The organism is Streptococcus moroccensis, from assembly GCF_030812835.1.
Classification (GTDB): Bacteria; Bacillota; Bacilli; order Lactobacillales; family Streptococcaceae; genus Streptococcus; species Streptococcus moroccensis.
The window spans coordinates 21,293-35,255 of record NZ_JAUSTM010000017.1; the positions used below are offsets into that span (position 1 = coordinate 21,293).

General features: G+C 43.0%; 15 protein-coding genes. 9 read left to right on the forward strand and 6 right to left on the reverse strand.

Translation table 11 applies throughout. The features are described from left to right. The first annotated feature begins 16 nt into the window (after positions 1–16). Together J2S23_RS08295 and J2S23_RS08300 are read left to right on the forward strand one after the other, a co-directional pair. Positions 17–430 (forward strand): HIT family protein, encoded by a 414-nt coding sequence (locus J2S23_RS08295; RefSeq protein WP_307122252.1) that lies wholly within the window; start codon positions 17–19, stop codon positions 428–430. Positions 431–432: 2 nt separating this feature from the next. Further along, positions 433–756: a hypothetical protein gene (locus tag J2S23_RS08300; RefSeq protein ID WP_307122253.1), complete on the forward strand. Its 324-nt coding sequence runs from the start codon at positions 433–435 to the stop codon at positions 754–756. A 69-nt stretch (positions 757–825) separates the two neighbouring features. Here J2S23_RS08300 and lytR read toward each other — a convergent pair whose 3' ends face one another. From lytR to J2S23_RS08320, 4 genes are all read right to left on the reverse strand, one after another. Beyond that, a complete protein-coding gene (gene lytR / locus J2S23_RS08305; RefSeq protein ID WP_307122254.1) occupies positions 826–1,995 on the reverse strand; it encodes a glycopolymer--peptidoglycan transferase LytR in 1,170 nt (389 codons plus the stop codon). Further along, positions 1,982–2,524: a GNAT family N-acetyltransferase gene (locus J2S23_RS08310; RefSeq protein ID WP_307122255.1), complete on the reverse strand. Its 543-nt coding sequence runs from the start codon at positions 2,522–2,524 to the stop codon at positions 1,982–1,984. Before J2S23_RS08310 ends, lytR begins: the two co-directional genes overlap by 14 nt. After that, a complete protein-coding gene (tsaE, locus tag J2S23_RS08315; protein ID WP_307122256.1) occupies positions 2,517–2,957 on the reverse strand; it encodes a tRNA (adenosine(37)-N6)-threonylcarbamoyltransferase complex ATPase subunit type 1 TsaE in 441 nt (146 codons plus the stop codon). Before tsaE ends, J2S23_RS08310 begins: the two co-directional genes overlap by 8 nt. A gap of 108 nt (positions 2,958–3,065) precedes the next feature. Next, the gene (locus J2S23_RS08320) at positions 3,066–4,478 is read right to left on the reverse strand and encodes an NCS2 family permease (RefSeq protein WP_307122257.1); all 1,413 of its coding nucleotides are present in this window, start codon (positions 4,476–4,478) and stop codon (positions 3,066–3,068) included. A 175-nt stretch (positions 4,479–4,653) separates the two neighbouring features. On the opposite strand from J2S23_RS08320, the gene J2S23_RS08325 reads away from it, so the two are divergent. The 5 genes from J2S23_RS08325 (at position 4,654) to J2S23_RS08345 (ending at position 9,200) form a co-directional block, all read left to right on the forward strand. Then, a complete protein-coding gene (locus J2S23_RS08325; protein WP_307122258.1) occupies positions 4,654–5,472 on the forward strand; it encodes a Cof-type HAD-IIB family hydrolase in 819 nt (272 codons plus the stop codon). Between the two features lie 304 nt (positions 5,473–5,776). Continuing rightward, entirely contained in the window at positions 5,777–6,766 is a 990-nt protein-coding gene (locus J2S23_RS08330; RefSeq protein WP_307122259.1) for a PTS sugar transporter subunit IIB, read from the forward strand. Between the two features lie 257 nt (positions 6,767–7,023). Beyond that, positions 7,024–7,836, forward strand: coding sequence for a mannose/fructose/sorbose family PTS transporter subunit IIC (locus tag J2S23_RS08335; protein ID WP_307122260.1), 813 nt, complete (start codon positions 7,024–7,026; stop codon positions 7,834–7,836). 14 nt (positions 7,837–7,850) lie between these two features. Further along, positions 7,851–8,762: a PTS system mannose/fructose/sorbose family transporter subunit IID gene (locus J2S23_RS08340; protein WP_307122261.1), complete on the forward strand. Its 912-nt coding sequence runs from the start codon at positions 7,851–7,853 to the stop codon at positions 8,760–8,762. 75 nt (positions 8,763–8,837) lie between these two features. Beyond that, a complete protein-coding gene (locus J2S23_RS08345) occupies positions 8,838–9,200 on the forward strand; it encodes a DUF956 family protein (protein WP_307122262.1) in 363 nt (120 codons plus the stop codon). Between the two features lie 195 nt (positions 9,201–9,395). On the opposite strand, the gene J2S23_RS08350 is transcribed toward J2S23_RS08345, so the two are convergent. Further along, positions 9,396–10,451, reverse strand: coding sequence for an acyltransferase (locus J2S23_RS08350; protein ID WP_307122263.1), 1,056 nt, complete (start codon positions 10,449–10,451; stop codon positions 9,396–9,398). A 276-nt stretch (positions 10,452–10,727) separates the two neighbouring features. On the opposite strand from J2S23_RS08350, the gene serS reads away from it, so the two are divergent. Next, entirely contained in the window at positions 10,728–12,005 is a 1,278-nt protein-coding gene (gene serS / locus J2S23_RS08355) for a serine--tRNA ligase (protein ID WP_307122264.1), read from the forward strand. A 19-nt stretch (positions 12,006–12,024) separates the two neighbouring features. Next, the gene (locus J2S23_RS08360) at positions 12,025–12,198 is read left to right on the forward strand and encodes a hypothetical protein (RefSeq protein ID WP_307122265.1); all 174 of its coding nucleotides are present in this window, start codon (positions 12,025–12,027) and stop codon (positions 12,196–12,198) included. A gap of 169 nt (positions 12,199–12,367) precedes the next feature. Here J2S23_RS08360 and J2S23_RS08365 read toward each other — a convergent pair whose 3' ends face one another. Continuing rightward, a complete protein-coding gene (locus J2S23_RS08365; RefSeq protein ID WP_307122266.1) occupies positions 12,368–13,954 on the reverse strand; it encodes a TcaA NTF2-like domain-containing protein in 1,587 nt (528 codons plus the stop codon). Between the last annotated feature and the right edge of the window lie 9 nt (positions 13,955–13,963).

Sequence of the window (13,963 nt, forward strand, 5' to 3'; positions counted from 1 at the left end):
AAAGAGAGGTAAAACCATGACTGACTGTATTTTTTGTAAAATTGTCTCCGGCGATGTTCCATCTTCTAAGATTTATGAGGATGATCATGTTCTGGCCTTCCTTGACATCACTCAGGTCACTCCTGGCCACACTCTTTTGATTCCTAAACAACATGTTGCAGATCTCTTTGAGATGGACAGTGACCTAGCAAGTACCGTTTTTGCACGCCTCCCTAAGATTGCGCGTCAATTAAAAGAAAAGCTGGGGGCCAAAGGCCTAAATATCGTTAATAACAATGGCGAGCTAGCTGGTCAAACTGTTTTTCATAGCCACATCCACCTCCTGCCTCGTCTTGAAGAAGGAGATGAGCTCGACATTCGTTTCACTACCCATGAGCCTGACTTTGCGGCTCTAGGACAACTCGCTCAAGACCTTTATCTGGAGGACTAACCATGAATCTGAGACGACTCTTATGGGCAGGAACTGCTGCCTTCATTTCCTATCATTTAGTTGCCAATCGTGACACCATCAAAGAAGAAGTCATTGAAACCAAAGAATTAACGGATGATGTCAGTGAACACATCAAAGACATTAACCAACAAATCGCTGTCATCAAAGGACAATTGCCAAAACTCACAGAAATGGCTCAAGATTTAAGCCAAAAAGCTAGCATGTTCCAGCACGAAGTTGATATCCGGACCAAACAAATGCCCCTCCTCAACAAAGAAACCAATGAGAAGGATAGTACTGTAAACACTGATGACGTGACACACTAATTCTTTCACCCGTAATAATTCAAAGGAGCTGGCATCTGCCAGCTCCTTTTCATATCTGTTATCAGCACCTCACTCAACAGGAATTTCTTCCGCACCTAAACTTGATTCCTCATAGACAGGGACCGTCGCGTCTGTATCAGACTGGCTATATGGAGCTATACTATCTGCCTCCCCGTAGGATGCAGTATCTCCATAAGTGGAGGTATCCCCGTAATAACTCCCCTCAAGCGGCGTTTCCCCGTACAGGTCTTCGTATAGGATGGCAGTTGTTGTCAGCGTCGTGTAGAGTGAGTGGCCGAGTGAACCTTGAATAACATTTTGCATTTCCAGCATATGTTCCTCAGTCACGATTTGATAACTTACCCCATCAATCGTCGCATCCACACCAGCTAACTGATAGGTTTCAATATTTTCCAAGGCTTCCCGGTAACCCAGAAGCTGAGGGATGGTTGTTGTCGTCAACTCAACATCGGTTTGGACATTGCCTGAGACAGCTTTAAGGATACGATTATAGGAGCTAACACTGTCTAAGCTGAGGAGTTTTTCAACAATTAATTGAATCACTTCTCGTTGCCGTTTTTGACGACCATAATCCCCTTCAGGGTCTTGGTAACGCATGCGAGAATAAACCAAGGCTTGCTCACCATTGACCTTTTGGCGACCCGGTGGGATAATCGCAGTGTATTCTGGCTCTTGCTCTTCGATGGAGATATCAAAGTCAAAGGTATTATTAACCGTTATGCCCCCAACGGCATCCACCAAATCGATCAAGCCCTGCATGTTAATCATGGCATAACGGTCAATGGTGACATCCATCATATCTTCAACCGTTGCGATAGCCGACTGAGCTCCTCCTTGAGCATAGGCAGCATTGAGCTTAGCCTGAGTCCCTGACGGTTCACCGTTTTTTTCAGAAATATCGACAAGGATGTCGCGTTCCAAACTCATCATGGTCGTTGTTTTGGTATCCGGGTTGACGGTGACTAAAATCATCGAATCACTGTTACCAACCCAGTCGTCCTCACGTGACCCTGTCCCTGTATCCACCCCCATAAAGAGAATGGTCAAAGGCTCGGTTGCCTCAATAATGTCATTGGATTTTTCAGAAAAAGGGCGGAAGGTCTTAGACAACTCGTTAGCCGTCGCATTGTAGATTGTGAAAAAATACAGCGAAAAGGCGCAAAGGGTCGTGACCAAAATCGCTCCTAGCATACTTGCTATTTTTTTACCTATTGTCATCTGATTTATCGTCAATCAATTTACCCATCAGGTAAACATCAAGAAACTCTCCATTCTTTGTTTTGGCACCGCGTTCTTTCGTGCCTTCAATTCTAAAACCACATTTTTGATAAAGGTGAACGGCCCGTTCATTACGCGCTTGAACCGTTAATTCCAAGCGTCGAATAATGCCACTATGCTCGGCCCAATCAATTGCTTCTTCCATCAGGATTTGTCCTAGGCCATAGCCCCAAAAGTCTTTGGCGATAGCGATAAAGATATCGCCAATATGGTTGACCCGGGTGTAGCTCGCAGCTGCAATGTTTAAGACTCCCACAACGCGGCTATCGACTTTGGCAATCAAGCAAATCTGGTTCGGACTCGCTAAGCGGTTTTTAATAAAACCTGCTGTTTCCTCAGCCGTCATGTAGGGACTATCGTCATCTCGGGTTAAAAATTCCGACTCTGTTGCGACATCCATCAACAGCTGAGCTAGGCCAGCAGCATCCTCTAACTGGGCTTCTTTAAAGATCACTTCAGCTTCAGCCATGGTTTAAAGCCTCCTCTAACCATTTTGCCCGTTTTCCTACAGCGTGGATTGATACTTCTCGGCCCTCGCCTGAGTGCGATAAGATAATTTCGAGGTACTCGTCAGGTAAACTCTCACCTAAAAGCTCTCCCCATTCAATCACCGTAACCCCATCTCCAAACAAAAACTCATCCAGATCGATGGAATCCGGATCATCTCCAATCCGATATACATCTAAATGATACAAAGGAAGTCGCCCCTCATACTGGCGGACAATGGTATAGGTAGGGCTTTTAATCATTTGAATAATGCCTAAGCCTTGAGCAATGCCTTTTGTCAAGGTCGTCTTACCTGCTCCCAAATTACCCGTTAATAGGATAACATCTTTTGCTTCTACCAATTCGCCCAGTTTTTTTCCATAGGCGATCAATTTCTCTTCGTTTTGAAAATACATGCAACAATTATACCAAATTTTCAAAAACCCGTCTCTGCCCAACTCAACTGTCACTTAAATGTAACAAAGCTCCCCGCCAGATGACGGAGAGCTAATAAATAGTTCGACTTAAGCAAAAAGGAAATGAAGGATAAAGAGAACGTTCAATACCCAAGTAATAGGATGGATTTCTTTGGCACGTCCTTGAACAACTTTACCGATAGTGTAGAAGATAAAGGCAAAGGCAATACCATTAGTAATACTATAGCCAAAGCCCATAAAGATTGAGGCAAAGAAGGCTGGAATGGCTTCGCTCATGTCATCCCACTCAACAGCTTTAAGGCTAGAAATCATCATGATACCAACCATAATTAAAACAGCGGCTGTAGCCTGAGTTGGAATGATGGAGAGCAATGGGCTAAAGAAGCTTGAGAGCACGAAGAGTCCTGCTACCACCAAGGCCGTTAAACCAGTTCGTCCACCAGCACCGATACCTGCAGCAGACTCGACATAAGTCGTCACGTTTGAAGTCCCTGCAATCGCACCAGCAGTTGTTCCTAAAACATCTGCATAAAGGGCTTTTTTCAACTTAGGATCAAGATCTTCTGCATTTTCACTAGTTGTATCAAAGATACCTGTCTTTTGACTAGTACCTATAAGGGTTCCAATCGTATCGAACATATCTGTAAGTGCAAAGGCAAAAATGGTCATCAAAACTTCTGTGATACGGCTAGAATCAGAAAATAGAGTTCCCAAACCGGTAAAGGCTGCTCCAAAGACAACACCTAAGTCTTTAAACGCCGTCACAATGTTATTAGAGGCAAAGTCGATATTGCCAAGGCTAACTTCTCCAAAGATAAGGGCAACAATGGTTGTCAAAAGCATGGCAATCATAACCCCACCCCTGACATTTTTAACGAGCAAGATAGCTGTAATAATGATCCCAATAAGGGCCACGATAACACCAACGTTGTCAAAGGAAACAAGAGCTGGAACGGCTGACGCGTCTCCAACGATAGTTGCAGCGCCTTCTTGAGCACCCTCTCCAACCACTGCATAAGTTCCTGGGTTAAGGGTAAAGTTTAGCAAACCAGCATTCTTTAATCCAAGGTAGGTTAAGAAGATACCGATACCACCACCGATGGCGTGCTTAAGGTTTTCAGGAATTGAGACGATAATCGCATGACGAAGTTTGGTTAAGGTGATGATGGTCGAAATAACCCCACAAAGGAAAACCATAGCAAGTGCTTCTTGCCAAGTATAGCCTAATCCAAAAACAACTGTGTATGTGAAAAAGGCATTCATTCCCATACCTGGAGCTTGCGCATACGGTACGTTAGCATAGACAGCCATGATAAGCGTGCCGACAACAGATCCGATGATTGTTGAGAGGAACACTCCTTGGATAGGCATACCCGTTTGGGCCAACATGGCAGGGTTAACAAAAAGAATGTAAGACATTGCAAAGAATGTCGTCAAACCAGCAAGGACTTCAGTACGAACCGTCGTATTGTGCTCCTTTAATTTAAAAAACTTTTCCATTGATGAAAAGATACTCCTTTATTTACGAATGATGAAATCATTATAAACTAAAACATTCGTTTTTTCAAGAGTTTATGCTCATTTTTTTGAAAAACAATTTCTTTTTAAAAATGTTTTACAGAATAATCTTCTTCATTTCACCCTCCCCTCTCTAAAATATGGTACAATAAGCAGTATGAAAACAGACAAAAAATTAATTGCTATCGATCTTGATGGCACCTTGTTAAATTCACAGAGCCAACTGTCTCAAGAATCTATTGACACTGTCAAAAAAGTAGCTGCCCTTGGTCACCAAGTGGTCATCGCAACGGGTCGGCCCTACCGTATGGCCAAACACTACTATGATGAGCTTGGGATGACTGGTCCCATGATTAATTTCAATGGTTCCCTCATGCATATCCCAGGCAAACGCTGGGCATTTGAACATGAGCGCATCCTTGAAAAGGAAATTTTTCTAGATATTGTTAAGCGCGAAGAAGAATGGAAAGCAGACTTTATCGCTGGCGAATTTCGAAAATCCTTCTATGTGACCCATACTAATCGTGAAGCCATCTCCCCTTCCCTGTTTGCAGTTGAAAAGATAGAGGACGGTTCTGAGTTAAAACCAGAAAAAGTCACCAAGGCTCCCAATGTCGTCCTCATGCAAACCCGTCATCCCAACAAAATGACACTCGCTAGGGAAATGGAAGACATCTATCAACAAAAAGCTACCATCACCACTTGGGGTGGTCCTATGAACATTCTAGAGTGTACTGCAGAAGGAGTCCATAAGGCTTATGCCTTAAAACACCTCTTAAAAGCGCTCAACATGGACCGCTCACAACTCATTGCCTTTGGTGATGAGGTCAACGATGATGAAATGTTGGATTTTGCACAGACGAGCTACGCGATGAAAAACGCTAACCCTGAGCTTCTCCCCCATGCTGACCATCAATTAGATTACACTAATGATGAAAATGGCGTTGCAAGAAAGTTAGCCGAACTTTTTCTTTAATCATTGACGAGACACTCTTTTCCTTTTCTTAAGGAGAAGGGGTTTTCTTTAATTAAAAGCCTATAAATCTCGATACAACCGCAAAATACTAGATTTTTCAAATGCTTACTTGCCTTTTTAATTAAGACACCAAGTTATAATTTTACTAACAATCAAACAAATTTTAGTAATTTTCAGTAAAACTTTCTGTAATATTAACTATTAATGGGGAAAGACCTTGACTTTTCTTTGTAAGCGGTCTATACTTGGAACTGTATCTAGGTCTTAAGACCTAGACGACAATAATATTAAGGAGGAGTCAATAATGAGTATCGGAATCATTATTGCAAGTCATGGCGAGTTTGCAGCAGGCATTCATCAGTCAGGTCAAATGATTTTCGGCGAGCAAGAAAAAGTCCAAGTTGTGACATTCATGCCTAGCGAAGGTCCAGATGATCTTTATGCCAAAATTGTAACCGCTATCGACGCTTTTGACGCGGATGATGAAATCCTAGTCTTGGCCGACCTTTGGAGCGGGTCACCATTCAACCAAGCTAGCCGTGTTATGGGTGAACGCCCAGAACGCCAATTTGCTATCATCACGGGTCTCAACTTACCTATGCTGATTCAAGCCTATACAGAGCGCTTGATGGATGCTAATGCTGGTGTGGCTCAAGTAGCTGCGAATATCATCAAAGAATCAAAAGATGGTATCAAGGTCTTGCCTGAGGAATTGCAACCTGAAGAAGCCGTTGCTGTGGCACCTGTTGCCCAAGCCCCACAAGGCGCTATTCCTGAAGGTACTGTTATCGGAGATGGCAAACTTAAGATTAACCTTGCCCGTATCGATACCCGTCTCTTACACGGACAGGTCGCAACGAACTGGACACCTGCATCTAAAGCAGATCGTATCATTGTAGCTTCAGATAAAGTTGCTGCTGACGATTTGCGTAAACAATTGATTAAGCAAGCTGCACCAAACGGGGTTAAAGCTAACGTCGTACCAATCAAAAAATTGATTGAAGCTGCGAAAGACCCACGCTTTGGAAACACCCATGCGCTCATTCTCTTTGAAACCCCTCAAGAAGCTCTTGAAGCCATTGAAGGTGGTGTAGAGATTGCTGAGTTGAACGTTGGTTCTATGGCTCACTCAACTGGGAAAACCATGGTTAACAATGTCCTCTCTATGGACAAAGACGATGTGGCTACCTTTGAACGTCTTCGTGACCTCGGCGTTAAGTTTGATGTCCGCAAAGTACCAAACGATTCTAAAAAAGATTTGTTTGAATTGATTCGCAAGGCGAATGTTCAATAAGTTTGAACAATGATGGCTGCTAAAGCACCTCATCATTGTACGCTAGCCGCTAGGGCGGTCTAGCTACAAACCCCACTAGCGTGTAACTGCCAGTAATATCGACTGACAGCACACGCGTCGTAAGTCGATACGAAGGAATGATGGTTGCTAAAGCACTACTTCATTGTACGCTATCGTCAATACGAAATGTCATTTGGGTTATTTTATGACTTATGTAACCCTTTAACATCGTCAGGATTTAAAAGAAAGGATTTATCATGTCAGATATTTCAATGATCTCTGCTATTTTGGTCGTTATTGTGGCCTTCTTAGCTGGTATGGAAGGGATTCTTGACCAATTCCAATTCCATCAACCTATTATTGCTTGTACCCTTATCGGTCTCGTTACAGGTAACCTAACTGCCGGCGTTATGCTTGGTGGTACGCTTCAATTCCTAGCTCTTGGTTGGGCTAACATCGGTGCGGCTGTTGCCCCAGATGCTGCCCTTGCCTCTGTTGCTGCTGCTATTATCTTGGTTAAGGGTGGCGATTTCTCTCCTGCAGCGATTTCAGTTGCACAAGGGATTGCGATTCCTCTTGCGGTTGCTGGTCTTTTCTTGACCATGATTGTGCGTACGATCTCAGTTGGTCTCGTTCACGGTGCGGATGCTGCAGCTGAGCGTGGTGATTTTAAAGCCATCGAACGTTACCATATTTTTGCGCTTTGCTTGCAAGGTCTCCGTATTGCGATTCCTGCGGCTGCCCTCCTTGCTATTCCAGCTGATGTCGTTCAAGCTGCTCTTGAAAAAATGCCAGATTGGCTCGTTGGTGGTATGCAAGTCGGTGGTGGTATGGTTGTTGCCGTCGGTTTCGCCATGGTTATTAACATGATGGCTAGCCGTGAAGTATGGCCTTTCTTCGCCCTTGGTTTTGCTTTTGCTGCCTTGAGCGATTTAACGCTGATCGCCCTTGGTACTATCGGTGTTGCGATTGCCCTTATCTACCTTAACCTTTCTAAAAAAGGTGGTAACGGTGGTGGATCTGTTTCAGGTTCAGGCGACCCTATCGGCGATATCTTAGAAGACTACTAGAAAGGGGCATACTCATGACTGAAAAAATCACACTGACAAAAGCTGATCGTCAGAAAATCTGGTTCCGTTCACAATTTTTGCAAGCGTCTTGGAACTATGAACGTATGCAAAACATGGGTTGGGCTTATGCTATCATCCCAGCAATCAAAAAACTTTACACAAACAAAGAAGACCAAGCCGCTGCCCTTAAGCGTCACATGGAATTCTTCAACACTCACCCATACGTAGCTGCGCCTATCCTTGGGGTAACTCTTGCCCTTGAGGAAGAACGTGCAGCCGGTGCTGATATCGATGACGCGGCTATCCAAGGGGTTAAAATCGGTATGATGGGACCTCTCGCTGGTATCGGTGATCCTGTCTTCTGGTTTACCGTACGTCCTATCATCGGTGCACTTGGTGCCTCAATGGCAGCAGGTGGTGATATCCTTGGTCCAATCATCTTCTTTGTTGCTTGGAACCTTATTCGTATGGCCTTCTTATGGTATACGCAAGAATTTGGATACAGATCTGGTAAAGAAATCACCAAAGACATGTCTGGTGGACTTCTCCAAGATATCACTAAAGGCGCTTCAATCCTAGGGATGTTTATCCTTGCAGTCCTTGCACAACGTTGGGTAAACATCGGTTTCACAACTGAAGTTTCTCGTGTTCCACTTGCTGAAGGGGCATACATCGAATGGGATAAACTCCCTGCTGGTGGTGAAGGGATTCGTCAAGCCTTTGAACAAGTCGGAGCAGGTCTTTCTCAAACGCCTGAAAAAGTGACAACTCTTCAACAAAACTTGGATGGCTTGATCCCAGGCTTCATGAACGTTCTCTTAGTATTCCTCTGCATGTGGTTGCTCAAGAAGAAAGTTTCACCAATTACGATTATCATCGGACTCTTCATCGTGGGTATCATTGCCCGTGTCCTTGGTATCATGTAAAACTAAAAGAAGTGGCTCGCCACTTCTTTTTTCTTATGGTATAATAGAGCCAATATCATCTTAGAAAGAATTCTTATGGCACAATCATTAAACACTCAGGTAGCTTTACATACAACAGGTGTCTACTACACCGGGATTGGTAACAAGGTTGGAAAATTTCTTCTTGGCGATAAGGCTTTAGAGTTTTATCCTGATGTTAATGTGGAACAATTCATCCAGATTCCTTGGGACAGCATTAAAGAAATGGGCGCCAATGTTTCTGGGAAATCTATTAGCCGTCATTTTGAAGTTTATACAGAGACTGGCAAGTTTCTCTTCGCCTCTAAAGATTCCGGTAAAATTTTGAAAATAGCGAGAGAACAGATTGGCAATGACAAGGTCGTTAAACTACCAACACTCCTTCAAACGATTGGTAACTTCTTTAAGAAAAAAAATTAGATATGTAAAAACGAGGCTGGGACAAAAGTCCTAGCCTTCTGATGGTTCCCCATCAGTTAAATAAGACACAGTGGTTGATTGGCCTCTAACTCGCTGATTTCATCAGCTTTTACAGCCCTACTCAACTGTATGGGGCTGGGACGACAAAATCGAACCTATTCGGTTACCGATTTTTGTCCTACTCCCTTTTTAATATTAATCTTTAACGTCATAGGGGAAATGCTGATCACAAAGCTCAGAAAGACCTTTCACCTTGAGCTTATCAAAGAGTTTTAAGCGAAGCCAATCAATCATACTAGATAGCGCAAAAATAATAGCCGAAGCCCCAAGAATCATTCCTAAGAAAGCTAGGATAGGCAAATTCGTAAAAGGCTTAGCAAAATCTCTTAGGAGAAAACGGACGACCAGAGGATTGAGATGAATAAGGTAAATCCCAAGAGTCGTTGGTGCAACAACCTTGATAAAAGCTTGTAATTTTACATTGGTAATCTTCATGCGGGCAAAAGGGATAAAAATACAAAGCGCTCCCAAAATCATGGTTGGCGAGGTATACCAAAACCAAATATTCCCAACCACTGATTTCAAAGCAAAACTGACAAGAACCGTCAGCGAATACCCTAGAAAGAGAATCCGATTGCTCGGTAATTTTTTGAGATCTTTTCTAGCTAGATAGGCCCCTGTCAAGTAAAGCAGGATAAGCCAGAGAGAGCTGTATCCCCGGTCTAAGGCAAATTCATCAATAGAATTATTAAAGAGAGCTGGAACAAGGGAAAAACCGACAAATGCAATAACAAGAATCCTCCCCAAATCTCTATTACTAATTCGCTCTATGGCTAAATTTAATAAAGGCATAAATACCAAAAGACCGAAATAGGCTGTTACATACCAATATTTTCCTGTCAAAATCGGAAAGAGCGCATTTCGCCAATCGGTCAAGGAAAGTTCCTTACCCAAGACAGTAAATCCTACTGCAAATAAAAAAGTATAGAAAAAGACATGGAGCCATAATTCTATTATTTTTGAGTAGCGATAGCGGGAGCGATGACCAACAAAGCCTGAAATCAGGGCATAGGCGTTCACTGCCCAATATACCGCAATCTGCAGTAGCCAGGTCACAAAATAATACAGGTCAAAGGTGCCTTCGACTTCTTTTCGGATACCACCTTGAGCTAGGACATGGGTCACGACAATCATAAACATGGCCACAATACGCAACAAATCAATGCCATAATGATAATTTCTTTCTTTCATAATATCCCTATTCTACCATATTTTAAAGGGTGTGTACGACAATCTATTTACAATTCCATTGAAATCTTGTATAATACCTTTAACGGATAAGTAGGATGTCTTTTCCTTTCAGAAAGTCTGCGGTCGCTGTGAGCAGATAGGAAAACCATGTGAAATTCTACCGTGATTTAATTTCATAAACATTAAGTGCACAGAAAGTGAAGCTGGATGGAACCGCGCGCAAGCGCTCCAGCAGATTCCTTTCTGTGTTTTTTCATATTAAAAGGAGGTCTCCCTATGTTAGACATTAAAAAAATTCGTGCCGACTTTGACGGCGTCGCTGAAAAATTAGCCACCCGTGGTGTCGAAGCCGATACCATCGCTAGCCTTAAAGAGCTCGACAGCAAACGCCGTGAGTTATTAGTGGTGGCTGAAGAGAAAAAAGCAGAACGTAACACGGTATCTGCTGAAATCGCCCAAGCCAAACGCAACAAAGAAGACGCAAACGACAAAATTGCTCCTATGCAAGCTCTCTCTGCTGAAATCAAAGGCATTGATGCAGAATTAGCAGACATCGAAGAGCAGGTAACTGCCATCATTACAACTATTCCAAATACACCGCATGATAGTGTTCCTGTTGGCGCAGCTGAGGAAGAAAACGTTGAAGTCCGCCGTTGGGGAACCCCTCGTGAATTTGACTTTGACATCAAAGCTCACTGGGACATCGGTGAAGACCTTGATATTCTAGATTGGGAACGCGGTGGCAAGGTTACTGGAGCACGCTTCCTCTTCTACAAGGGCCTTGGTGCCCGTTTGGAGCGTGCGCTCTACAATTTCATGTTAGATGAGCACATCTCAGAAGGCTATCAAGAGGTCATTCCCCCATACATGGTCAATCATGACTCTATGTTTGGGACAGGTCAGTATCCAAAATTTAAGGAAGATACCTTTGAATTGGCAGATAGCCCTTATGTCCTCATTCCGACAGCTGAAGTGCCATTGACCAACTACTACCGCAATGAAATCATTGATGGCAAGGACTTGCCAATCTACTTCACGGCCATGAGCCCATCTTTCCGTTCTGAAGCTGGCTCTGCCGGTCGTGACACGCGCGGTCTCATCCGTCTCCACCAATTCCACAAGGTTGAGATGGTCAAATTCGCCAAACCAGAAGAGTCTTATGACGAACTGGAAAAAATGACCGCAGACGCTGAAAACATCCTACAAAAACTTGGACTCCCTTACCGTGTTTTAGCCCTCTGTACAGGAGATATGGGCTTCTCTGCAGCCAAGACCTATGACTTGGAAGTATGGATTCCAGCCCAAAACGCCTACCGTGAAATCTCAAGCTGTTCAAACACTGAAGATTTCCAAGCCCGTCGTGCTCAAATCCGTTACCGTGACGAAGCAGATAGCAAGGTTAAACTTCTTCACACCTTGAACGGCTCAGGTCTTGCCGTCGGCCGTACGGTTGCAGCTATCCTTGAAAACTACCAAAACGAAGACGGCTCTGTCACTATTCCAGAAGTGCTTCGTCCGTATATGGGTGGAGCTGAGGTGATTCAACCCGATTAAACCATAAAAGGAGACCTATTTGACGCTCATTATTGAACCCAAAAATCCACAACTATTTGGCAATGCCCTCTTCATGCCAAGCCTTTTTCATCTAATTGCTATGCGACATGCAGCCATTACAGGCCTGCCGTTACTCCAGCAAGATGAGCGGATTGACAACCGATTAGAAATCGCCTTGCTGACAGAAGAATAACTTACAGAAGCCCTTGAACAAGAGCTCATTGACCGCATCCCGGCGATGTTAAATGGTTTCTTCAAAATGGCCAATGAAGAAGTCCTTATCGCTATAAAAAAATAAAGAGAAACCGTTTATCAACACAATCTTGATAAACGGTTTTTTCTTATTATAGTCGGGAGTTTTTTTAGTATTGGCTAATATCATAGATTTGGAAGCTGTCTCCCACAGTTTTAAGTGAGAAAACTTGTGTTTTTTCGACAATATCTGATTTTCCGTTCAAATACACTTCTTTAAAGCGATTATAGACCGTAACCTTATAGGTGTCACCTTCTTTAGTGATATTCCTAACATCGAAATCTAGTGTTTCTTGATAGTCTATATTAAGTTTAGCAAGATCTCCACCTGACACATAATTATCCATAGTCGCATAGGCAGCACTACTTGTATCATAGTATTTAGCAAACTGATTATGTCGATTACGGATAGATGCCCTCATCGATGCAATATAATCATTCATAAAGACTTCGATGGAGGCATTGGTTGCGGCTTCTTTTTCTTTTTCCTTCTGAGCAGCTGCTTCTTTTTCAGACTTAGCCTTCTCAGCCGCCTTGATTTGTTCTTTTATCTCTCCTGAAACATCTAGGGCTACTTTGAGACTATCGCTCTCTGGTGTCACGACAACTTCTGCTGTCTCAGTTGTATAAGTTCCTTCTTCAAAGGTAAATTGGGAATGAATGGTCAAGGTTTGATTTTCTAAAGCCTTTACTTTACCTTCCAAGCCTTGCGCAATTTCTTTACCATTAACGATTAATTTGATATCTTTTACAGCAGGTAAGTCGCTTGGCAACTCGGCTTTAAGTGTCTTCTCAACTGCATTCAAGGACAAATGAAGTTCATTATTTTCTGCTTGACTACGATCTGCTAGAATTTCAGAGTCAATCTCACCTACCTCAGTTTTTCCCTTTAGTTGGAACTTCTTGGTTAAGAGAGAGGTCTGCCCAAGAGAAACTTCAGTGTCTTTTTCCAACTTCTGATCCGCGAGCGTCAATGCCTCTACATTGGTTTGAGCAAATAACTCAACAGGAAAAGCAACAACCTTGTAAGTTGGAAAGAGTCCTAGAGTATCGCCTGTTTTTTTCATCCCTAACCATTTATTTCCTTGGTCATCCGAATAAACGTAGTCTGGATTTGAGCCCATCTTTTCAACTTCTGTTTGCACATTGATTTGCTCATCCAAGTAACCCAAAAAGGCTTTCGCATCAGCTTGCTTCCATTCGTCTGTTTCATTACTGAAACCAGTAGCTATACCAGAATAATCTTCTTTTTGGATAGCTTCGATGAACTTTTGGGCTGCAACATCAGAACCTGTCTTTTGATCCATATAGTAGTAACCACCTGCTAAGGCAACAACCAAAGCTGCAGCTAATACACCAACATAACGTTTTGTTTTATTCTTATTGCTCCCCACTTGCTTAGGCATAGCTTGAGTTTCAGGAGTTGTTGGAATAGGCTGTACCATTTCTTGAACAGGAACTACTGGAGGCGTCTGAACTGGAACGACCTGCTGAGGACTAGAAACTTGTTCCTGCAGAGGAGCAGTTTGCGGAATTTCTGGGCTAGCTTTTTCCATCATTTCAACGTTCAGACCTGCTATAGTCTTAATTTGTTTTAAATCAAAACCAGATTCCTTACCGGCCATAAATTCTTGAGGACTAGGTTTTCTTCCAATAACCTTTTCAAAAAGGTCAATCCATTTTTGTTGATTTTGCATATGTTCCCC

Excerpts from the sequence above, each read along its gene's own strand:
- J2S23_RS08295 (WP_307122252.1), top strand. The coding sequence starts at position 17 with ATGACTGACTGTATTTTTTGTAAAATTGTCTCCGGCGATGTTCCATCT.
- J2S23_RS08300 (WP_307122253.1), top strand. The coding sequence starts at position 433 with ATGAATCTGAGACGACTCTTATGGGCAGGAACTGCTGCCTTCATTTCC.
- lytR (WP_307122254.1), bottom strand. The coding sequence starts at position 1,995 with ATGACAATAGGTAAAAAAATAGCAAGTATGCTAGGAGCGATTTTGGTC.
- J2S23_RS08310 (WP_307122255.1), bottom strand. The coding sequence starts at position 2,524 with ATGGCTGAAGCTGAAGTGATCTTTAAAGAAGCCCAGTTAGAGGATGCT.
- tsaE (WP_307122256.1), bottom strand. The coding sequence starts at position 2,957 with ATGTATTTTCAAAACGAAGAGAAATTGATCGCCTATGGAAAAAAACTG.
- J2S23_RS08320 (WP_307122257.1), bottom strand. The coding sequence starts at position 4,478 with ATGGAAAAGTTTTTTAAATTAAAGGAGCACAATACGACGGTTCGTACT.
- J2S23_RS08325 (WP_307122258.1), top strand. The coding sequence starts at position 4,654 with ATGAAAACAGACAAAAAATTAATTGCTATCGATCTTGATGGCACCTTG.
- J2S23_RS08330 (WP_307122259.1), top strand. The coding sequence starts at position 5,777 with ATGAGTATCGGAATCATTATTGCAAGTCATGGCGAGTTTGCAGCAGGC.
- J2S23_RS08335 (WP_307122260.1), top strand. The coding sequence starts at position 7,024 with ATGTCAGATATTTCAATGATCTCTGCTATTTTGGTCGTTATTGTGGCC.
- J2S23_RS08340 (WP_307122261.1), top strand. The coding sequence starts at position 7,851 with ATGACTGAAAAAATCACACTGACAAAAGCTGATCGTCAGAAAATCTGG.
- J2S23_RS08345 (WP_307122262.1), top strand. The coding sequence starts at position 8,838 with ATGGCACAATCATTAAACACTCAGGTAGCTTTACATACAACAGGTGTC.
- J2S23_RS08350 (WP_307122263.1), bottom strand. The coding sequence starts at position 10,451 with ATGAAAGAAAGAAATTATCATTATGGCATTGATTTGTTGCGTATTGTG.
- serS (WP_307122264.1), top strand. The coding sequence starts at position 10,728 with ATGTTAGACATTAAAAAAATTCGTGCCGACTTTGACGGCGTCGCTGAA.
- J2S23_RS08365 (WP_307122266.1), bottom strand. The coding sequence starts at position 13,954 with ATGCAAAATCAACAAAAATGGATTGACCTTTTTGAAAAGGTTATTGGA.